The organism is Salana multivorans, from assembly GCF_003751805.1.
Classification (GTDB): domain Bacteria; phylum Actinomycetota; class Actinomycetes; order Actinomycetales; family Beutenbergiaceae; genus Salana; species Salana multivorans.
Window position 1 is genome coordinate 964610 of the sequence record NZ_RKHQ01000001.1, and the last position, 19896, is coordinate 984505.

General features: G+C 69.6%; 17 protein-coding genes. 6 read left to right on the forward strand and 11 right to left on the reverse strand.

Going from position 1 to position 19896, the window contains the following annotated elements:
• The first annotated feature begins 5 nt into the window (after positions 1 to 5).
• The 5 genes from EDD28_RS04425 to EDD28_RS04445 all read left to right on the forward strand — a co-directional run bounded on the left by EDD28_RS04425 (position 6) and on the right by EDD28_RS04445 (position 4657).
• The gene (locus tag EDD28_RS04425; protein ID WP_211339111.1) at positions 6 to 1235 is read left to right on the forward strand and encodes a sensor histidine kinase; all 1230 of its coding nucleotides are present in this window, start codon (positions 6 to 8) and stop codon (positions 1233 to 1235) included.
• Positions 1232 to 1909: a response regulator gene (locus tag EDD28_RS04430; RefSeq protein WP_123738507.1), complete on the forward strand. Its 678-nt coding sequence runs from the start codon at positions 1232 to 1234 to the stop codon at positions 1907 to 1909. Before EDD28_RS04425 ends, EDD28_RS04430 begins: the two co-directional genes overlap by 4 nt.
• Before the next feature lie 141 nt (positions 1910 to 2050).
• Positions 2051 to 2986 carry an ABC transporter ATP-binding protein gene (locus EDD28_RS04435; RefSeq protein ID WP_123738508.1) on the forward strand — a complete coding sequence of 312 codons (936 nt, stop codon included), beginning with the start codon at positions 2051 to 2053 and terminating at the stop codon, positions 2984 to 2986.
• A gap of 50 nt (positions 2987 to 3036) precedes the next feature.
• Positions 3037 to 3804: a hypothetical protein gene (locus tag EDD28_RS04440; protein WP_148059543.1), complete on the forward strand. Its 768-nt coding sequence runs from the start codon at positions 3037 to 3039 to the stop codon at positions 3802 to 3804.
• Positions 3797 to 4657: a hypothetical protein gene (locus EDD28_RS04445; protein ID WP_123738510.1), complete on the forward strand. Its 861-nt coding sequence runs from the start codon at positions 3797 to 3799 to the stop codon at positions 4655 to 4657. Before EDD28_RS04440 ends, EDD28_RS04445 begins: the two co-directional genes overlap by 8 nt.
• Positions 4658 to 4785: 128 nt before the next feature.
• On the opposite strand, the gene EDD28_RS04450 is transcribed toward EDD28_RS04445, so the two are convergent.
• The 7 genes from EDD28_RS04450 to EDD28_RS04480 all read right to left on the reverse strand — a co-directional run bounded on the left by EDD28_RS04450 (position 4786) and on the right by EDD28_RS04480 (position 14700).
• Positions 4786 to 6960 (reverse strand): glycoside hydrolase family 16 protein, encoded by a 2175-nt coding sequence (locus EDD28_RS04450; protein WP_148059544.1) that lies wholly within the window; start codon positions 6958 to 6960, stop codon positions 4786 to 4788.
• Positions 6961 to 7419: 459 nt separating this feature from the next.
• Complete coding sequence (locus EDD28_RS04455; protein ID WP_170169353.1) at positions 7420 to 8343, reverse strand: alpha/beta hydrolase; 924 nt, start codon at positions 8341 to 8343, stop codon at positions 7420 to 7422.
• Positions 8343 to 9554: a glycoside hydrolase 5 family protein gene (locus tag EDD28_RS04460; RefSeq protein WP_170169354.1), complete on the reverse strand. Its 1212-nt coding sequence runs from the start codon at positions 9552 to 9554 to the stop codon at positions 8343 to 8345. The genes EDD28_RS04455 and EDD28_RS04460 overlap by 1 nt, the downstream gene beginning before the upstream one ends.
• Positions 9551 to 11635, reverse strand: coding sequence for a beta-galactosidase (locus tag EDD28_RS04465; RefSeq protein ID WP_123738513.1), 2085 nt, complete (start codon positions 11633 to 11635; stop codon positions 9551 to 9553). Before EDD28_RS04465 ends, EDD28_RS04460 begins: the two co-directional genes overlap by 4 nt.
• A 4-nt stretch (positions 11636 to 11639) precedes the next feature.
• Positions 11640 to 12479: a carbohydrate ABC transporter permease gene (locus tag EDD28_RS04470; protein ID WP_123738514.1), complete on the reverse strand. Its 840-nt coding sequence runs from the start codon at positions 12477 to 12479 to the stop codon at positions 11640 to 11642.
• Entirely contained in the window at positions 12476 to 13414 is a 939-nt protein-coding gene (locus EDD28_RS04475; RefSeq protein ID WP_211339112.1) for a carbohydrate ABC transporter permease, read from the reverse strand. The genes EDD28_RS04470 and EDD28_RS04475 overlap by 4 nt, the downstream gene beginning before the upstream one ends.
• On the reverse strand, positions 13411 to 14700 hold the full coding sequence (locus EDD28_RS04480; protein ID WP_123738515.1) for an ABC transporter substrate-binding protein: 1290 nt from the start codon (positions 14698 to 14700) through the stop codon (positions 13411 to 13413). The genes EDD28_RS04475 and EDD28_RS04480 overlap by 4 nt, the downstream gene beginning before the upstream one ends.
• A gap of 172 nt (positions 14701 to 14872) precedes the next feature.
• Here EDD28_RS04480 and EDD28_RS04485 point away from each other — a divergent pair, with 172 nt between their 5' ends.
• Positions 14873 to 15976 carry a LacI family DNA-binding transcriptional regulator gene (locus tag EDD28_RS04485; RefSeq protein ID WP_170169355.1) on the forward strand — a complete coding sequence of 368 codons (1104 nt, stop codon included), beginning with the start codon at positions 14873 to 14875 and terminating at the stop codon, positions 15974 to 15976.
• Here EDD28_RS04485 and EDD28_RS04490 read toward each other — a convergent pair.
• Genes EDD28_RS04490 through EDD28_RS04505 form a run of 4 tightly spaced genes read right to left on the reverse strand, consistent with a single transcriptional unit; the run spans position 15973 to position 19858 of the window.
• Entirely contained in the window at positions 15973 to 16650 is a 678-nt protein-coding gene (locus EDD28_RS04490; protein ID WP_123738517.1) for an L-ribulose-5-phosphate 4-epimerase, read from the reverse strand. The two genes, EDD28_RS04485 and EDD28_RS04490, sit on opposite strands and share 4 nt — an antisense overlap.
• A gap of 19 nt (positions 16651 to 16669) precedes the next feature.
• A complete protein-coding gene (locus EDD28_RS04495) occupies positions 16670 to 17626 on the reverse strand; it encodes an L-ribulose-5-phosphate 3-epimerase (protein WP_245967914.1) in 957 nt (318 codons plus the stop codon).
• The gene (gene hxlA, locus EDD28_RS04500) at positions 17619 to 18251 is read right to left on the reverse strand and encodes a 3-hexulose-6-phosphate synthase (RefSeq protein ID WP_123738518.1); all 633 of its coding nucleotides are present in this window, start codon (positions 18249 to 18251) and stop codon (positions 17619 to 17621) included. Before hxlA ends, EDD28_RS04495 begins: the two co-directional genes overlap by 8 nt.
• Entirely contained in the window at positions 18248 to 19858 is a 1611-nt protein-coding gene (locus tag EDD28_RS04505; protein ID WP_123738519.1) for an FGGY-family carbohydrate kinase, read from the reverse strand. Before EDD28_RS04505 ends, hxlA begins: the two co-directional genes overlap by 4 nt.
• Positions 19859 to 19896: the final 38 nt, after the last annotated feature.

Below are 19896 nucleotides of genomic sequence, written 5' to 3' on the forward strand. Positions count from 1 at the left end.
TCGCGATGCGTTCCACGGTGCGGGGCTCGACCGCTCTCGGTCTGTTCGACCCGAGCTCCTCGCCGCTCCACACGATGACGGTGGCCTGGCTGGCCGGCTCGGTCGTCACATCCTCGCTTCTTCTCGTTCGCCGCTCGCGACCGCTGCTCGTGGCCGGCGCACTGACCATGGCGGGTGTCGTGTCGCTCGGGTTCGCCGGCGTGCTGGGCGTTGTCGGTCTCGGTCTCGCCTGTGCGCTCTACTCGGTCGCGTCACAGCGCACCTCTCGGACCGCGTGGGCCGCGGCGGTCGCGTCCTTTCTCGTCCTGGGTGCGGCGTGCTGGTGGTGGGAGCGCATCGGAGTGGCCGAGATGCTGTTGTGGATGGAACCGGCCACGGCAGAGGAGGACTACGTTCCGGCCGCGTTCTTGGCTGCTCCTCCGTTCTCGGGCGGTCGCCGTTCGGTGTCGCTGCTCGTGCTTCTCGTCCTCCTGGGCCTGGGGATGGCAACCGGCTCGGTGGCCCGGGCGCGGCGTCTGCACGCGGCGGGACTCCTCGAGCGCTATCGCGCGGTGGTCCGGGAACGGGACAGCAGCGCGGCTCTCGCCCGCGCCGCGGAACGTGCACGCATCGCGCGAGAGATGCACGACGTGGTGGCCCACAGCCTGTCCGTCATGGTCGCCCTCTCCGACGGGGCCGGAGCGGCGATGGACCGTGCTCCTGACCGGTCTCGCGAGGCACTGCGTGAGCTGTCGGCCACGGGCCGCTCGGCGCTGTTGGGCATGCAGGACGTCCTTCAGGCGCTCGACCCCCGTGGGGGTGAGGCCGCGGCGGCCGGCCGGCTGGCCGACCCCGTCGACGCCGATCTGCGCGTCGTGCTCGATCGGTTCCGCGCCGTCGGGATGTCGGTGGCGGAGAGTGGTGTTGAGCTCGTCGCCGCGCTGGAGACCGCGACCGGTCTCGCGGTGGTGCGGATCGTGACGGAGGCGCTGACCAACGTCCTGAGACACGCCCCCGGCGCCGTGGCGGTCGACGTGATCATCCGGCAGCTCGACGATGCGCTCGAGGTCGAGGTGCGAGACGACGGCGGACGACTCCCCAGCCTGGGCGGCGGGACCGGCCGCGGGCTGATCGGCATGCGCGAGCGCGCCGACCTGATCGGTGGAAGCCTCACGGCGGGACCGCGGCCCGAGGGCGGATGGTATGTCCGCCTCCTGCTCCCGGTCTCGCGCGACGGATCGGGGATCGACACATGACCACCGTCCTGCTCGTGGACGACCAGCAGCTCCTGCGCATGGGCTTCCGCCTGGTCATCGAGTCCGAGCCCGACCTCGAGGTCGTTGGCGAGGCATCCGACGGCGCGGTCGCGCTCACCCAGGTCGCGGCCCTGTCTCCGGACGTCGTGCTCATGGACATCCGCATGCCCGGTGTGGACGGGATCGAGGCCACGGCGCGCATCGTCGCTCAGCACCCCTCATCCCGGGTGCTGGTGCTGACGACGTTCGACCTGGACGAGTACGCCTTCTCGGCGCTGCGCGCGGGGGCCAGCGGGTTCCTGCTGAAGAACGCTCGTCCGGCGGAGCTCGTGGAGGCCATCCGCTCGGTGGCCGCTGGCGGCTCGGTCGTGGCCCCGCGCGTGGTGCGCCGGATGCTCGACCTGTTCGCTCCGCACCTGCCGACGGCGACCGAGCGAGCCGAACCACATGCGCTGGACCCGCGGCTGGGATCCCTGACGCCCCGTGAGACCGATGTCCTGCGATGCATCGCTCGAGGAATGTCGAACGCAGAGATCGCCGACTACCTCGTGCTCTCGGAGACGACGGTGAAGAGCCACGTGGGAAGGCTGCTTGCGAAGCTCCGCGTTCGTGATCGGGTCCAGGCCGTCATCGTGGCCCACGAAGCCGGTCTCGATCGGAGCCCGGGTCTCTAGCCCCCTGGTCCGCCGCGCTCCTCCCTTCGGAGGAGGGCATCGGGTGCGCGATCTCCTCACCACGGACGTCCCCGACGCGGTGGCCACTTCCTAGCGTGGTTGCTGTCGCCGGCACCACGCCGGCGAGAGTGGAGCGGACGCATGATCGAGGTATCTCACCTGTCGAAGCACTACGGCTCCGTCGCGGCGGTGAACGACCTCTCCTTCGTCGCGCGGCCCGGTGTCGTGACCGGCTTCCTCGGCCCGAACGGAGCCGGGAAGTCCACCACCATCCGCGCGATCGTCGGGCTCGAGCGGCCCACATCGGGTAGCGCCACCGTGGACGGACGACGCTACGCCGACCTCCGCGCGCCGCTTCAGGAGGTCGGCACCATGCTCGACGGACGCGGCGCACACCCCGGCCGCACCGCCGTCGGCCATCTCATGGGCCTGGCTCGCACGCACGGGATCGGCCGGTCCCGCGTCGACCAGGTCATCGCACTGACCGGCCTGGAGTCGGTCGCCCGACGTCGAGTGGGAACCTTCTCCCTCGGCATGGGGCAGCGCCTCGGCATCGCCGCCGCCCTGCTGGGCGACCCCGCGACCCTCATCCTCGACGAGCCGGTCAACGGACTCGATCCCGACGGCGTCCTGTGGGTCCGCGGTCTCCTTCGAGCGCTGGCCGCCGAGGGGCGGACCGTGTTCCTGTCCTCCCACCTCATGAGCGAGCTGGCCGAGACAGCGACCCGCATCATCGTCATCGGCCAGGGACGCCTTCTCGCCGACGACGACCTCGAGAACCTGCTGGCCACGTCCGAGCGCGCGGGTCTGGTCCGCGTCCGGGCAGATGATCAGTCGACGCTCGCGACCGCCGCCCGGGAGCTCGGTGCCCGCGTCACCACCGACGAGGCCGGCACACTGGAGATCTCGGGCACGGACGCGGCAGCGGTCGGGGCCCTCGCTGCGCGCCTTGGCGTCAACCTGCTCGAGCTGTCCACCGCGTCGGGGACTCTCGAGGACGCCTACCTGAGCCTGACAGCTCAGGCCGCGCAGTATGCCTCCAACCGCGACGACGCAGGACGAGGGGCCACGCGATGAGCACGCATGCGGCCGGAGCGCCACCGGTGGGGATGCCCTCGAGGGTCGGCGTGACCTTCGCACGCGCCGTGGCGTCGGAGTGGTTCAAGGTCTGGGGCTTGCGCTCCACCCGCGTGGTCTTCGCCGTCTCCGTCCTCCTGACGCCGGCCCTCGCCCTCATCGGAGCGAGCGACCCGAACGTCCCTGCCGACGGCTACGGGACGCTCGCCTACTGGGTGGTGAGCCTGACGATCCTCACGCAGTTCCCGCTGCTGCTCCTCGGGGTCCTGCTGGGAAGCGGGGAGACGGCGAACCGGAGCGCTGCGAGCACCTTCGTCGCGGTCCCGACCAGGACCCCCGCGCTGCTCGCGAGGACCGTCGTGACCATCACCACGAGCACCGCCGCAGCCCTGCTCTCACTCGGGCTGGCGGCCGCGGTGACGCTTACCACCGGTCTCGGGCGTGAGCTGTCGACCGAGCTGACGCCGGAGACGACCCGGATGTGGCTGGGCACGTCGCTCTACCTCGTCGCTGCGACCACGTTCTGCTTCGGCCTCGGTCTGCTCGTAGGCCGCACGGTCCTCGCGGTCCTGGCGACCTTCGCCATCTTCATCCTCGACCTCGCCACCATCGGCGCACCCGGGGCTCTCACCTCCATCACCGCCTTCCTTCCCGGCCACGCCGCAAGCGCGGTCACCTCCAGCGAGGAGTTCCTCGACGTGCTCCGCTCGATGGACGCCGCCCCTCTCGACCCTTGGGCCAACGTGGCGATCACGATCGGCTGGGCAGGCGCTGCCGTCCTGGCAGGAATCATCCGGACCCGGAGGCGCGATGTCTGAGCCCGCTCGCCCGTCGGCGCAACACCCTCGGCCGACGCGGTCAGCCCTCGCCACAGCAACCGGTCTCCCCCGCAACCGCGGCGTCACGTTCCCGCGGGTCCTCCAGGCGGAGTGGTGCAAGGCGTGGACCCTGACGTCAACGCGCTGGGGAGTCCTGGCCGCCATCCTCGCCAACGGCGCCGTCGCCCTGTACATGGCTTACAACGCTCGTTACGCCACGCAGGCGCCGGCTCCGCGGACATCGGACCTCCTCACGCTGGGACTGGTCGCATCGCAGCTCCCGATCATCACGATCGGCGTGATGATCACCGCGACCGAGTACTCCTCCGGCGGAGTGCGCTCGACCTTCCTCGCAGCCCCTCGACGAGGCCTCGTGCTGGCTGCCCAGGCCCTCACCTCCGGCATCGCCGCGGCACTCACCGCGGCGACGACCCTCTGCCTCACTCTCCTCGCCCTCCAGGTCTTCAAGCACGACCTCGCACCTGGCTTCGATCCCCTCGCGCCGGAGACCAGCCGGATGCTCGGTGGGTTCGTCCTCTACGCCCTGACCGCCGCGGTCCTCGGCGCATCGCTGGGCAGCCTCAGCCGCAGCACCACCACCGGCCTCGTGTCTGCCCTGGGGATCGTGTTCCTCCTCCCCCAAGCCATCGAGCTCCTGGGCAGCCCGCGACTGATCGCTGTCCTCCCAGGATGGGCCGGCGCCCTCGTGGCCAAGTCCGACGTCGCGGCCGCGGCAGCCGTCGACCAGATCGGCGTGGCGCTCGCTCCGTGGCAGGGATACGGCGTCCTCGCGACGTGGACGCTTGCAGCGCTCCTCACCGCCCTCGTCAGGCTGAACCGCACCCCGCTGTAGGCCTCCTGCGGGTTGCCGGCGGTACGACCGGCAGGCCCGGAGGCGGGCGCGGGCACGGCGCCCACCTCCGGGCTGCACCGGGTGTCGGGAGGATGCGGGAGAGCCGCCGACACCCGGCATCACCAGCCTCAGTCGAGCTGACTGCGTCGACGCAGGCGCATCGCCATGCCGAGTGCCGCGAGGACCACGCCGCTGAACGCTAGCGGCAGGATGGGACCGGCACCGGAGTGCGCGAGGGCCGCTGAGGCGGCGGTCCTGCCACCTGCTGGCGATCCGCCACCACCGGGCGTGACACCACCGGAGGCGCCACCAGTCGGTTCCTCTCCGCCGGTGGGCGTCGTGCTTCCGCCGCTGGGCGTCCCGCCGGGCGTGCTCGGTTCGGGAGTCGGCTCGCCAGCAACGGCGAGCGTCGTGGCCGCGCGAAGCGCGCCGCTCCTCGCGAGCACGCGGATCTCGTAGTCCCCCGGCTCGATGTCGGTCGGGATCGAGAGCTCCGCGTCGGCCGTTCCCTGGGAGACCCTGACCGGTGGGGACGTCGACAGGGGAATGGCCGGCGCACCGGCCACGCCCTCGGCTGGGGCGAGCGCGAACGTCACCTCGTAGTCGACCAGGTTGGCGGCGTGGGCGGTGATCGTGTCTCCGGGGTCCACCAAGTCCGAGCTGATCGTGACGGTCGGGGCTTCGGTGTCGACGGTGCTCCAGGCTCTGACGTAGTCGACCGAGAGGCGACTGGGAGCCACCGCCGGGACACCGTTCCACGCCGAGAGGTTGAGGATGAGGTACTGCCGGTCCGTCGCGTTGAAGGGGTGACTGGCGAGGAGCTGGCCGTCGTAGTAGAAGTCGACCACGCCATCGAGGCGCCAGTGGGCGCCGTAGGTGTGCCAGGCGTCAGCTTCGATGTCGACGCACTGCTTTGCGCTGCCGGGGGTCGTGTGGACGCTCGCGCAGGCCCGGCCTCCATCCAGCGACTCGAGCACGTCGATCTCGCCCGTCTCCGGCCAGTCGTGGCTCTCGCCGTTGGTCCAGAACGCCGGCCAGTTCTCGATCACGGTGCCGGCGCCGGAGGTGTGGATGCGCGACTCGACGAAGGAGCCCGGCGCGACCGTGAACTTCTTCCAGGACTGGATCATCCCACTCGTGTACTGGTAGTCGTACGTGTCGCCGCGCACCGTGCAGCTGGAGTCCTGTCGGACGAAGTCGAGGTGCAGCTCGCCGTCCTGGACGGTGACGTTGTCCGGGCCGTAGCACATCCACTCGATCGCCGGGTTGGCGCCGGTGGTCATCTGGCCGTCCTGACCGTCCACCCATCCTCGGTTCCAGACGCCGAGGTCGAGACCGTCGCCGTCGAAGCCGTCGTCGAGGAGAACCTCTCTCATCTGCTGCGTCACCTGTCGCGGCGCCTCGGGAAGAGGATCGACGGAGCCGCCCGGCCCGCAAGGCTCCGGCGTCAGGTCGAAGGTCCAGGTCGTCTGCGCGCCCTTGGCGATTGCGTACCCCTCCGCTGCCGCAGCGGTGACACTGGCCTGGTAGCCGACCCGCCGCTCGGTGTAGACGACACCGTCGACCTCGGGGATCGCAAGCGTCGGCTCCACGTCGCACTCGGCAGCGACCAGGGTCGGCGCGATCGGCACGACCTGGGGCAGCGTGTCCCACGCGCGCACGTAGTCGACCACGAGCTGGCTCGGCGCCGTCACATCGCCCCACGCGCCGAGGTTGAGGATGGGATACATCGGGTCGGTGGTCCCGAGCGGGAAGCTCCACTGCAGGTCGCCGTCGTAGTAGATCTCCGCCGTGCCATCGGTCGTCCAGAAGACGCCGACGGTGTGCCACGCGTTCATGGCGAGGTCGGCGCAGCCGCCGCTCTTGCTGCCGTCACCGTCGGTCGCCTCGCCGCAGATCCCGTCGGCCTGTCCCTTCATCACGACGATGGACCCGTTGGAGGGCCAGTTCAGGCTCTGGCCCTGCATCCAGAAGGTCGGCTGGTTCGCGACCTCTCCTTCATCACCCGCCACGAAGACTCGCGCCTCGATGTAGTTCCCGGGACGAATCGTGAACTTGGAGTATCCGTTGACCATCCCGCTGGCGTAGGCGCGATCGACGCCGCCGCAGATGGACGCCTTCTCCTCGATGTCGAGCGTGAGCGCGCCGTCCGCGACCACTGCGTTGGCGGGGTCGTAGCACTGCGGCTCACCGCTGTTGACGGGGGGCGTCACCGTCCAGTCGTCGCCGAACCACCCCCGTGTCCACACCGCGGCGTCGAGCGCGTCGCCATCGAAGCCGTCGTCGAGCAGGACCGCGGTCATCCGTTCGGACACCTCAGCCGGAACGTTCGGTAGCGGACCATCGAGGGCGACGGGTACGGCTGTCGCGGACGCGACGAACCCGACGCTTCCCGCGGCGACGACCGCGCCCGCGACCGCCCCCACCCACAGACGACGGGATCGCGAGGATCCCTTGAGTGTTCTCAATGCAGTGCCTTTCTCCCGGCCCAGAGCTCTCTGGGCGTCAGTTGTCTCGAGGCATGGACCCGGACCACCGGGGTCCGGGCCGACAAGGCTAGGTACGCTCCCTCGTCGCAGCGCCCGGCGCAGATCAGCCTGCGCGCCTCGAACGGTACATCGATTTACCTAGATGCGGCAAGGGTTTGTCGGCACATCTCAGCGAGATGGAGCGCCGCGGACCGGGGTGACGGCGCGACGACGCGAGGGACGTCCCACGCCATTGCGCACACGTCCCCGTGCCTCCCCCGCGCGAGCCGGAGGTCAGTCCAGCGCGGCTCGGACGAAGCTCTCCACCAGGTCCAGCGTCCCGTCCGCCCAGAACACCGAGCCGCCGTGATCGGCACCGATGACGCGGTAGAGCTCGACCTCGTCACCGTCCTCGGCCACCGCGTCGGCGAACGTCGCGCTCTGGCCGAAGCCGACCACGCGGTCCCGGTCTCCGTGGAGGATCAGGACGCGCGGCCGCGCGCGCGACCTGGCTCGCTGGCCCAGCACCCTGGAGCGCTCCAGGCGCTCACCCGCCGACAGGACGTCGACGCCTCCCATCAGCACCCCCTCCGGGCTCTCCGCACCGAGGTGGTCGCAGATCGACGGCTCATCGTTCATCGTGGCGAGATCGGTCGGACCGAAGTAGTCGACGACGCATCGCACGCTCGACGACCCGCAGTCTTGTCCGGAGAAGTAGGGGTCCTCGAGCCCGTACGCGAGCAGGAGGGACGTGTGAGCGCCGGAGGAGTCTCCCCAGGCCACCACTCGATCGGGATCAACCCCGAAGCGACCTGCGTTCGCCCGCATGAAGGCCAGCGCGCTCACCGCGTCCTGGACCTGCGCCGGGAACGGCGCCAGGTCCGAGGGTCGGTACTCGACGACCGCCACCACGAACCCGCGTCGCGCGAACGCGATGAGGGCCGCAAGGTGCTGGCCCAGGTCCTGCGGCCCCCACCCTGACCCGGGGACGTAGAGCACGAGAGGCAGCCGGTCGTCCTCCCCGTCGCCAGGCGGGACGATCACCTGCAGGTGGAGCGGACTGCCCGCGACTCGCGCATACTCCACCCCGAGGTGGACCCGGGGGTGGGAGGCGCTCGGCGCCGACGCCAGGTCCTGCATCCGAGCGGCCCCGACACGGGAGGCAGGAAACTGGTCGAGCGGCACGTCGCGGGGCTCGATGTAGCGCTCCGTCCGCATCACCGGCCTCCGCCCTGCGCTGCCGAGTCCGCCAGCCGGACCCGATCGATCAGGTCCTCCGCGCGTGACTCGCGCACGATGACGGGGTGGGCGCCTCTGGCGACGAGCGCGAAGAACTCGTCGGCAAAGCTGAGGTCTGGGACACGATCGTCGGGGAGGGTGAGCTCGACGCGCTCCCCGACCGCGCCCGGCTGGGGCTTGCCGTCCCGGTTGCGCTCGCGCGCGATCGCGTCGGCGACGGCGAGCCCGACTGGCTTGACCTCGTTCTCCACCGTCAGCAGACCGAGGTCGTACTCGAGCTCGTCGAACCCGGCGAGGCGACGATCGATGTCGTGCGAGCCCCACCAGGTCATCGCCCAGGGGTTGGCCTTGAGCGCCTCGGTGACGATCGAGCCGGCGAACTCCGCCACGTCGGCCCCACGCAGCCATCCCGGCGAGACCCCGATCTCCTGCAGCCACACGGGGCGCTCCCGCGTCTCACCGAAGGCGCGCGCGAGCTCGACGAGGTAGCGGGCGAGGTGGTGCGTCCCCAGGCCTTCGACGCCGTATCGCTCGAGCGCGCCGGTGAAGTACACCCAGGAGTGCACGATCGATGCAGAACCGACGCGGCCGAGCACGTCGCGACTGAAGACCGACGTGTCTTCGAGCCAGGGCACGTGATCGACCCCGACGACGTGGAAGCGACCCGGAAGCGCATCGTCGCAGGCGGCGAGGAGACGCGTCAGCCATGCGTCCCCCTGCTGCCTGGTGGCGCCGTTGCCTGGAAAGCTCGCCAGCGCGTTCGGTTCGTTCCCTATGTCGATGCCGACCAGCCTCGTGCGGCCGTACCCGATCTCGGCGATCGCCTCGATCAGCCGGACCTGGGCGCCGATGACGTCAGGGTCGGAGTAGACCCCCATCGACGGCTCCTGCCAGAACGGCCGGAAGTAGGTCCCCGACATCCAACCGTTGAGCACGCTCAGGTGGACGTCGAGGTCGAGATCGGTCGCGATGTCGACGAGCTCCGCGAGCCGGGCGAGCGCCGATCGGCTGATCAGGTTCGGGTTGGGCTGGAAGATCGGCCAGAGGCAGTGAGCGCGGATGTGGTCGCATCCGAGGGCACGGATCGCGGCGAGGTCGGCGGCGATGTCGTCGGGGTTCCAGTCCAGCCAGCTGTAGAGCCAGTCACGCGCCGGGATGTAGTTGACGCCGAATCGGACATCGTCGGTCACGTGGTCTTCCGTTCTCTTCCCTCGGGCGCTTGTTCTGTGTGAAGGACCAGGGTCGACCTCCCCGGCACGTCGACGCTCCCCTCGAGGTCGTCCGGGCCACGCCAACCCGAGCCGACGGACACGCTGGCTGGCGCGTCGGAGTGGTTCAGCAGGAAGAGGAGACCGCCTCGGCGTACCGCTTCGACGCCTGGCGGGAGGTCCGGGACCGTCGGCTGCACGCCGGCGTCATCCACGAGGCGTCCGACCAGCTCGATGAGGGATGCCTCGTCGATCCTCGCGGCGACGTACGTCGCGCGCCCGAGCCCGTGCCCTCGTCGGGTGATCGCCGGCTTGCCCGCGAGGTCTCCACCGGCGAACGTCATGACGACGCTCGCATCGGTCACCGTGATCGACTCGGCGAAGCCCGAGTAGGTGACCACGGGTCGGCCCGGATCCCGCTCGGACCAGGAGCCGGCGAGCGTACCGCCCGGTGCAGGCACGACGATGGATGCGCTGACGCGCGCCGAGGCCGGCGGGGGCTCGACCGCGCGGTCCGGTAGAGGCCAGTGCTCCTGCACCCTGACGCCGAGCATCTCCGTCAGCGGACCCGGCGCACCGGGGTGGGCGTGAACCCGCTCGTCGACGACGCCGGTGAGGTAGGTCGCCACCACGTGGCCCCCGTCTGCGACGTAGCGGTCGAGCGCTGCGGCGAAGTCGGGGGTGACCAGGAAGAGGCTCGGCAGCACCACGAGCCGGTACCGGGACAGGTCGTGCCATGGCGCGATGAAGTCGACCGCCACGCCGTTCTCGAACAGACCCGCGTGCCAGCGTCTCGTCTCGGCGTCGGGCTCGCGGTCATCCGGTCCGTGGGTGCTCCGCCTGGCCCACAGCGAGCTCCAGTCCAGGACGATGGCGACGTGCGCATCGACCGGGGCGTCGGCCGCGAGGTCGAGGCCGGCGATCCGTGAACCGAGCTCCACGACTTCTGCCCACCGTTCCCCGCCCGGTCCGGCGTGCGGAACCATCGCCGAGTGGAACGTCTCGGCTCCCGCGACGGAGGCTCGCCACTGGAACTGCAGGACGCCGCTCGCGCCGCGGGCCACCGTCTGCATGCTCCACAGCTGGAACTGCCGGGGACGCTTCGGCGTGTTGACGGCTCGCCACTGCACCGCGCTCACCGCCTGCTCGGTCTGCAAGAACGGCTTGCCTCGAGCGAGCGAGCGCATGAGGTCGCTGTCGAACGCTCCGATCCGGGCCGCTCGGGGATCGGCGGGATCCGGGTAGCAGTCGTTGCCGACGGCGTCGGCCTGGTCGGCCCACGCCCAGTAGTCGAGCTTGGGGTAGAGGCCCATGAAGTTGGTGAAGATGGGTGTGGACGGGTCACCGGACCGGAGGAGGTCCCGCTCGGTCATGAACTGTTCCAGCAGCAGATCGGAGTGGAAGCGGCTCCAGTCCACCAGTCGGCCGGGCATGTGGAAGTCCGTGGTCACGCGCGGAGGCATCACCTGCCTCCAGTCGCTCATCCGCAGCGACCAGAAGGTCGTCCCCCAGGCCTCGTTGAGGGCGTCGATGTCGCGGTAGCGCCTGCGCAACCATTCCCGGAACGCCTCGGCACAGCGGGTGCAGAAGCACTCGGTCGGCCCGAACTCGTTCCCGACGTGCCACATGACGACCTCGGCCCGCCCCCCGAAACGAGCCGCGAGCCGTTCGACGATCACGCGGACGGCCGCCTTGTAGGTCGGCGAGCTCGGGCAGTGGTAGCCCCTGGTTCCGCCGGTTCGACGCAGTCCGCTGGCGTCGACGGACGCGAGCTCGGGATCGAGGTCGGCCAGCCACGCCGGGACGGAGGCGGTCGGGGTCGCGAGGTCGACCGCGATCCCCGCGTCGCCGAGCCGCGTGATGATCCCGTCGAGCCAGTCCAGATCCCAGGTGTCGGGCATCGGCTGGAGCTCGGCCCAGGAGAAGACGCCGAGGGTGACGAGCGTGACGCCTGCCTCGCCCATGAGGCCGATGTCCTGAGCGATCGTTCGCTCGTCCCACTGCTCGGGGTAGTAGTCGGCTCCGTACCAGACAGGAGGTCTGCCCGGGTGATCGTCGATCATGTCATCAGCCCTTCACCGCGCCGAGAGTCAGTCCCTTGCGCAGGTACTTCTGGAGGAGGAGGAACCCGATGATCAGCGGGATGACCATCAGCAGCGATCCCGCGAGCACGAGGTTGTAGGTCGACTCTCCCTTGTAGGACTGCCAGGCATAGAGGCCGAGCGTCACCGGGTAGAGCTTCTGGTTGGAGAGCATGATGAGCGGGAGCATGAAGCTGTTCCACGTTCCGACGAAGCTGAACAGAGCGATCGTGGCCAACGCCGGGGTCAGCATCGGAACGGCGATCTGCCCGAAGATGCGCAGCTCGCTCGCTCCGTCCATGCGGGCGGACTCGATCACTTCGTCCGGCACGGACCCTTCGATGTAGACCCGGGCGAGAAACACCCCGAAGGGACTGACGATCGACGGGATGATGACCGACCAGATCGTGTTGGTCAGCCCCACGGAGGCGGCGACGAGGTAGAGCGGCACCGTCAGCAGCGCGCCGGGGATGAGCAGTCCGGCGATCACCGCACCGAAGAGCACTCGGTCGCCGAGGAACCGGAACTTTGCGAGGGCGTAGCCGCACGCCGCTGACGTGACCGTCGCCCCGAGCGCCGCCGCGAGCGAGTAGCCGACCGAGTTCAGCAGCCACCGCGGGAAGAGCCCAGCACCGCGAGAGAGCACCGCCTGGACGTTGTCGGCGAGATGGGGCTCGGCGAACCAGAGGCCGTTCGTCGCGAACAGGTCCGCGTTGCTCTTGGTCGCCGAGACGATCAGCCACCAGACAGGGAAGAGGAAGTAGATCGAGGTGAGGATCAGGGCGCCGTTCACCACGAGGCGGCTGCCGAGCATCGGGGTTCTCATGCGGACCGCTCCGATCGCGTCGAGGCGAGCTGGTAGATGACGGCGAGGACGCCCGCGATCAGGGCGATGACGATCGAGATCGCGCTGCCGCGCTCGAAGTCGTTGGCGCCGAACGTCGTGTTCAGCGCCATCATCATCGGCGTCCAGTCCGAGCTGACCGCGGTCGTCACGGTCTTGAGGATGTAGGGCTCGTTGAAGAGCTGCACCGTTCCGATCATGGACAGCAGCGCCGTCAGTCCGACGGAGCCGCGGATGAGCGGCACCTTGATGCGCACGGCGATACCGGCCTCGCTGGCACCGTCGATGCGCGCGGCCTCGACGAGGTCCTGGGGAATCGCCTGGAGCGCGGCCGTGTAGATCACCACGTTGTAGCCGGTCCAGGACCAGATGGCAATGTTGGCGACCGAGAGCAGGACGGTCTGCTGGCCGAGCAGGTCGACCTGCCATCCGATCGCGTGCAGGCCCTTCACGATCGGACTGAGCTGCGGAACGTAGAGATAGGTCCACAGGAGCGTCGCGACGATACCGGGGACGGCGTAGGGCAGAAACGTCGTGAGCCGGAACACCGTCGGACGCCAGACAGCTCGGGAGTCGATCAGGAGGGCGATGAGCATCGCCAGGACGAGCATCACGGGTATCTGGATCACGCCGTAGAGGAACACCCGTCCGACGGCGGCCCAGAACGCGGCATCCGCGAGGACCGACGCATAGTTCGCGAACCCTACGAAGACGTCCTCGGACGGCCCGAACCCCAGGCCCGAGGAACGGACCTGGAAGAGGCTTCGCTGCATCGCGTAGACGAGCGGGACCACGTAGACGGCCAGGAAGAGGATCGCGAACGGACCGGCGAGGATCAGCAGCGCCGGTCGAGGCGCCGAGCGGGGGCGGGGGGCAGAGCGGGTGACCCGCCCCGCCCCCCGGGTGAGCGTCGTCACTTCTCGGTCACCGACACCCCAGCAGCCGTCATCGAGTCGACCTGCTGCTTCTGGAGCTTCGTCAGCAGCTCGCGGAGCGTGCCGTTCTGGTCCTTGAAGCCACCCATGCCGTCGTCGAACACCGGCTTGGTCTCGTTCCACGTCGGCGACCACGTCCACGGCGCGACCGTCTCTGCGATGCGTGCGATCTCCTGGTTCACCTGCTGCCCGCCGAAGAAGTCGACGGTCGCGTCCCGCTCGGGGATGCTGTCCAGCGTGGCGGCCGGGAAGCCACCGAGCGCGATGGTGGTGTCAGCGTCGGACGTGATGAAGTGGGCGAACTCCATCGCCTGGGCCGGGTGCTCGCACCCGGCGATCGCGATGACCGAGCTGCCACCGTTGGGGGCCGAGACCTGCTGGCCACCGTCCCAGCTCGGCATGGGCGCGACAGCCCAGCTTCCGGCGCCGCCGGTGACGTTGTCGGCGATGAGGTCCGCCTGCCACGAGCCACCGATGACGGCGAGCTGACGCCCCTCGCTGAGGTCGTTGTAGAAGGTCGGGTCCCACCTGTTCGTGAGGTTCAGCAGGCCCTCGTCACGCAGCTTCTGCCAGTAGTCAGCGACGTCCCGCGTCGCCTCGTTGTCGATGTCCACCACCCACGAGTCGCCGTCGATCCCGAACCAGGGGTCCGAGTGCTGAGCGGCGAGCGACACGAACCCGCCACCGTCGTCGGCCCCCATCCCGGTCAGGTAGGTCCCCGGGGCCTTCTCCGCGACGGTCTTGGATGCCTCGTAGAACTCGTCCCAGGTCGTCGGCACATCGATGCCGAGCTCCTCGAGCCGGTCGGCCCGGTAGAACATCGCCATGGGACCCGTTCCCTGGGGCACGCCGAACGCTTGCCCGCCGAAGGTGACGGCGTCCCAGGTGCGCTCGATGTAGTCCCCCTGGAACTCCGCAACCTCGTCCGTGACGTCCAGGAGAGCGCCCGCGACGGCGAGCGACGGGATGAAGGGGTTCTCCATCATCGCCACGCACGGCGCCTCACCGGCCTTGAGCGCCGCGGTCAGCTTCGCCGCCTGGTCCTGCCAGCTTCCGGGAGCATCCGAGTGCTCGACCTGGATGTCGGGATGCTCCGCGTTCCATTGCGCGGCGATGTCGTCGCTGCCGGCCAGGCCGGACCACCACGCGATCGTCACCGGCCCTTCGTCGACCGGGGACTCGTCGGTCCCGGTGCTGCAGGAGGCGAGCAGAACAGCGGCCGCGACTGCCGCGGTCGCGGTCGCAGCTCGCTTGATGCGAATAGTCATGTGCACTCCATCGTGTCGTCACGCCGAGGCGTGTGACCGTCACTTCCGGTCTGGGTTCGTCCGCCATGGCGTCACCTTCGGCGCCGCGGCATCGGTAGGTTAACCGATGTACCTAGTGCTGTCAACGGAAATCCTCGGTCACGAGGGTGGGACGCGCGGGTACGATGCCCCTATGTCCACTGGCGCGCGTCGACCCACCGGGCCTCGTCGTGTGACGATCAGTGATGTCGCGGAGCTCGCCGGAGTCTCGACGGCTGCCGTCTCGCGCTCGTTCAACGGGGCTGAGCGTCTCCCCCCCAGCACTGTCAAGCGGATCCACGACGCTGCCGCGCAGCTGGGCTGGAGGCCCAACGCGACAGCCCGCGCGATGAAGCGAGCGGCTGCCCACACGTTCGGGTTCATCCTGCTGCGAGCACCGGACCTGCTGGGGTCGGACCCCTTCTTCCCGCTCTTCCTCGCGGGCCTGGAGCCAGGGCTGTCAGCCGACGCCTACGCGCTCATGATCAGGTTCGTCTCCACGGCCGAGGAGGAGAAGAACTGCTACCGCGACTGGGTGGCGGAGGGCCGCGTCGACGGGTTCGTCCTGACCGACCTCCGCGATGACGACTATCGCCTGGATCTGCTCGCCGAGCTCAACGTTCCAGCGGTCGTTGCCGGTGATCCCGGGAGGTCGACGCCCTCGTCGGCCGTCTTCCACACGACCGACGGGTGCATTCGCGAGATGGTCGACGGATGGGCCGACCGTGGGCACAGCAGGATCGCTCACGTGATGGGCGATCCCGCACTCCTGCACGCGCGGCGGCGTCGCGACGTCTGGGCGGCCGCCATGGCCGCACGTGGCCTCCGAACCGATCTCATCGCCGAGGGCGGGTTTACCGAGGCCGGCGCCGATCAGGCAACGCGGAAGCTCATCGCGGCAGAGAACCCGCCGACGGCGATCTTCTACGGCAGCGACGTCATGGCCGCCGCTGGCATGCGAACCCTCGCCGAGCTGGAGGTTCGCGTCGGTGTCGACATCGCGATCGCTGGCTTCGACGACGTCCCCCTCGCCCCGTACCTGTCCCCACCGCTCGCGACCATCGCCTGCGACTACCGCGAACTGGGTGCCGAGGCTGCCGCGATCCTCCTCGAGGAGGTCTCGCGGAGCCACCCCAGGGGGAGGTCCGCGCGGGCGGGTAAGCGACTCGAGCTCGACGGCGCGTTCATCGCACGCGCGTCATACGAGATCGAGCCGGGGCCCAGCTCACCACGGGAGACCTCGAGCTCAGCCGCCTAGAGGCCGGCGGGCGTCACTCCTGCGCTCGCCGTTGCCGTGCCGTACCGGGTCGTGTATCGCGAGTGGTTCGCGGCGATCTCCTCCTCCGAGAGCCTTGCGAGGGTTCCTAGTCCGCGCGCGATGGCCACGGTCCGGGCGACGTCTTCGACCATGACGGCGGCCTGGAGCGCCTTGTCGAGCGAGGAGCCGATGGTGAACACGCCGTGCTGTCTCATGATGATCGCGGGCGAGATGCCGATGGATCGGACGATCTCCTCCCCGATCTCGGCGGTGCCGATCCTGGCGTAGCCGCCGAGCGGTACGTCTCCGCCGAACTCGTCGGCCATGGCCGTGAGGCAGCACGGGATGGGCTCCCCGATCGCTGCCCACGCGGTGGCGTAGGGCGAGTGCGTGTGGACGACGGCGCCGACGTCCGCACGGTGGCGATAGACCCCGAGGTGGGAGAGGGTGTCCGAGGATGGTCCGCGGTAGCCGTGGACGACAGCCCCGTCGAGGTCGACCACGACGAGGTCGTCTACTCCCATCTCGTCGTACTGCAGGCCGGATGGTTTGATGACGACCAGACCAGTCTCGGGGTCGCGAGCGGAGACGTTGCCGCTGGTCCATGTCACGAGGTCGAGGCGGGGAAGCGCGAGATTCGCCTTGAGCACGTCTCGGCGTAGCTCATCAAGCATCGGTCTCTCCTGTCGGAATCTACTCGCGGTCGCCGAGCGCGATGAGCTGAGCGGGGAAACGCAGCGTCTCGTCGACGTCCCAGGGGGAGATGAGTGGGATCCCGGCGTCCGTCAGCCGGGAGACGATGAACTCGCGGGCGCGGGAGCTGATCTCCAGCGCGTCGGGTTCGGAGTCGTTCCACATCTCCACCAGCACGCGCCCGGACCACTCCTGACGCGCCAGCTCCGCGAAAGCGGCCTCCCAGGGAACGATTCCGTTCCCCATCGGGACGAACCGTGGATGACCGGGCAGCGTGTCCTTGACGTGAAGCGCGAACATGCGACCGTGACCGGCACGCAGCTGTTCGACGACGTCAAGCCCCTGTTCGGCAAGGTTACCGACGTCCGGGTAGAGCCCGAGGTAGGCAGAGCCGACATCGTCACACACCCGGCTGGCGGCGCCGATGGAGGTGATGTCGGTGCCGTCGACGTTCTCGATGCCGAGGAGCACTCCACGGCGGGCGGCGTGGTCGGCCCCCGCTCGCAGGACGTCGACGTATCGCTGCCTCGCCCCGGGATCGGCAGGCTCGTAGTAGGCGTAGTAGCCCGCGACCTGGAGGAGCGACACCCCCAGATCCGCGCACAGATCGATCGCCTCGAGCAGGATCGCAAGGGCTCGACGTCGAACGTGACGGTGAGCAGAACCAGGACCGATCGCCCGGTGAGCGGACAGGCACAGCGCGCCGAGCGCCATCTCCTGCCGGTGGGCCGCCTCGACCACCCGCCTGCGTTCGGCCGGTTCCCAAGCGAGTCGGTCGATTCGTTCCGGGGACTCATCGACCGACAGGTCGACGAACGTGTAGCCGGCTTCGCGGGCATTGCCGAACAGAGCGTCCCAGTCGTTCGTCCTCGGCATGGCCTTCTCATAGACCCCCAGCGCGACGCCGGCACTCGGGCGCCGAGCAGAGGGTTCGGCCCGGTCCAGCTCGTCAGCCACGACGGACGGCCCGGGCGAAGCGAGCGGCGGTGGCGGCGGGGTCCGGCGCGTTCATCAGCGCGCCTCCGACGACGACGACGTCGGGTCCGTAGGAGACGATCCGGTCGATGGCGTCGAGCGTGATTCCGCCCGTGACCGCCGACTCCGCTCTGGTTGCCACCGAACGGACGATGCTGAGCGCTTCGGTCGGCGGCAGGACGCTCTCACGCAGGTCGTAGGGAGTGTGGACGCAGAGGACGTCAACCCCCAGGAGGTCGAGCTCGGCGGCTCGTTCGGCGATGTCGCGCACGCCGATGAGGTCGGCCACCACGTGCTTTCCCCGTTCGTGGGCGGCGCCGACCGCGGCTGCGACGGTGGCGTCGTCGGCCACGCCGAGCACGGAGACGAGATCGGCTCCCGCGTCCAGGACGTGGCTGGCCATGCTGGAACCGCCGTCCATGATCTTGATGTCGGACAGGACGCTGATCTCCGGTGCGGCGGACTTGACGGCGGCGATCGCGCGGACGCCGGCGCTGATCCCGAGTCCCGTGCCGATCTCCGCGATGTCGACGTGGGGGCGCACGCAGGCCAAGACCTCGAGGGCGGCGTCGAGGTCGAAGGTGTCGAGGGCGATCTGGAGTCTCATCGAATCTCACTCTTCTCTGGGGTCACCGGCGCTGTGGCGCCGTCGTCTTCCACGGAGTCCCACGACTCCAGGGCAGCTACCGCGCGGCAGAACCGGCGGTAGCCGAGAGCCATGTGCGTGATCCGCTCGGGGCTCGGCGAGACCGTCCGACCGACATCGGTGTCACCATGCGAGAGGGTCGGGCGGTCCCACCCGTCGAGGGTCGTGAGGTCGGCGGCCGTCGCTGCGGCGAGCGCGGTCCCCGCGAGGCCTAGTTCTTCTTCCGCGGAAACCTCGACCGGGCTGGCAAGGCAGTCGGCGAGCATCTGTGACCACAGCGGAGACCGTGCTCCTCCGCCCGCCAGTCGGATGCGGTCGGGCGGTGTTCGACGGGCGGAGAGCAGGCGGTCGACCAGGCGACGATGGGCGAAGGCCACGCCCTCGTAGGCGGCTCTGGCAAGCTCTGCTCGGCCGTCCGTGGTGGTGAGGCCGATCCAGCACCCGGCGGCCCTGCCCGTGCCGCCGTCACCCGCGAGGTAGGGAAGGAAGACCACCTCGGACTCGTGCGAGCTCTGAGCGAGCGCTTCGAGTCTCTCGTACTCGTTCGTGCACCTTGTTCGCACATCGAGCGGGAGCGAGCGGAACTCCACGGTGTACTCCAGGCCCTCAGGGAACAGCGTCGAGCGCACCCACTCCAGGACACCGACCGACGAGTTCGATCCCTCCTCGACGAGGTAGAGGCCTGGCAGGCAGTACGCGGAGGTCAGCGCGACGCTTCCCGGGGGTGGCAGCTCCGCCGAGGCGTACACGCCGACCCCGGCCGTGCCCGTGATCACGCAGAGCGTCGACTCGTCCGTGCAGCCCGCGGCCAGAGCGGCGGCGTTGACGTCGAAGAGCCCTGAAGCCACACGCGTGCTCGTGGAACAGCCCAGCGCGGCAGCAGCCTCCTGAGTGAGTGTTCCGACGAGGTCGGTTCCGGTGAGCATCGGTGGCAGCCACGCCTGGGCTTCCTCGATGCCCAGCTCGGCGAGGATCCGGGGGTCGTAGGACAGGGTGTCGAGCCGCAGCAGGCCATTTCCGGACATGTTGCTGGCGTCACTGACGGCGCGGCCCGTGGCGCGCAGCACCAGGTAGTCCTTCATCGTGAGCAGCCAGCGGATCGAGGAGTAGGCAGCCGGGTCGGCGGACTTCAGCCAGGCGAGCAGCGCTGTCGGTTGTGAACCGAAGACACCCTGGCCGGTGATGGCACGCACACGGGCGGTCACGCCCTCCCTCCGCCATCGGGACGCGATGGCGTCCGCGCGGGAGTCGGCGGAGGTGATGGCCGGGCCGACGGGCTGTCCGGCGGCGTCGACCGCGTACAGTCCCTTTCCCTGGCCGGCGAACCCGATGACGTCGATCTCCTCGGGCGCGACTCCCGCCTGTTCCACCGCCAGTCGCACAGCCGTCGCGCACGCCCCCCACAGCGCATCCAGGTCCAGCTCGACGTGGCCGCCTGGCCGCGCGACCGTGACGCTCGGCAGTCGCGCGAGAGAGAGTCGCTCGCCTGACGGGGTGAAGACGCCGGCCTTGATGTAGGTCCCGCCGCTGTCGACGGAGACGATGTAGTGAGCCAAGGTTGAGGTCACCTGTCTTTCCGGTATGGATCGGCGATGGCCGAGATCGG

Bases quoted from the DNA above. Each gene is read 5' to 3' on its own strand.
- EDD28_RS04425 (WP_211339111.1), top strand. From the start codon at position 6: ATGCGTTCCACGGTGCGGGGCTCGACCGCTCTCGGTCTGTTCGACCCG.
- EDD28_RS04430 (WP_123738507.1), top strand. From the start codon at position 1,232: ATGACCACCGTCCTGCTCGTGGACGACCAGCAGCTCCTGCGCATGGGC.
- EDD28_RS04435 (WP_123738508.1), top strand. From the start codon at position 2,051: ATGATCGAGGTATCTCACCTGTCGAAGCACTACGGCTCCGTCGCGGCG.
- EDD28_RS04445 (WP_123738510.1), top strand. From the start codon at position 3,797: ATGTCTGAGCCCGCTCGCCCGTCGGCGCAACACCCTCGGCCGACGCGG.
- EDD28_RS04450 (WP_148059544.1), bottom strand. From the start codon at position 6,960: ATGACCGCGGTCCTGCTCGACGACGGCTTCGATGGCGACGCGCTCGAC.
- EDD28_RS04455 (WP_170169353.1), bottom strand. From the start codon at position 8,343: ATGCGGACGGAGCGCTACATCGAGCCCCGCGACGTGCCGCTCGACCAG.
- EDD28_RS04465 (WP_123738513.1), bottom strand. From the start codon at position 11,635: ATGATCGACGATCACCCGGGCAGACCTCCTGTCTGGTACGGAGCCGAC.
- EDD28_RS04470 (WP_123738514.1), bottom strand. From the start codon at position 12,479: ATGAGAACCCCGATGCTCGGCAGCCGCCTCGTGGTGAACGGCGCCCTG.
- EDD28_RS04480 (WP_123738515.1), bottom strand. From the start codon at position 14,700: ATGACTATTCGCATCAAGCGAGCTGCGACCGCGACCGCGGCAGTCGCG.
- EDD28_RS04485 (WP_170169355.1), top strand. From the start codon at position 14,873: ATGTCCACTGGCGCGCGTCGACCCACCGGGCCTCGTCGTGTGACGATC.
- EDD28_RS04490 (WP_123738517.1), bottom strand. From the start codon at position 16,650: ATGCTTGATGAGCTACGCCGAGACGTGCTCAAGGCGAATCTCGCGCTT.
- hxlA (WP_123738518.1), bottom strand. From the start codon at position 18,251: ATGAGACTCCAGATCGCCCTCGACACCTTCGACCTCGACGCCGCCCTC.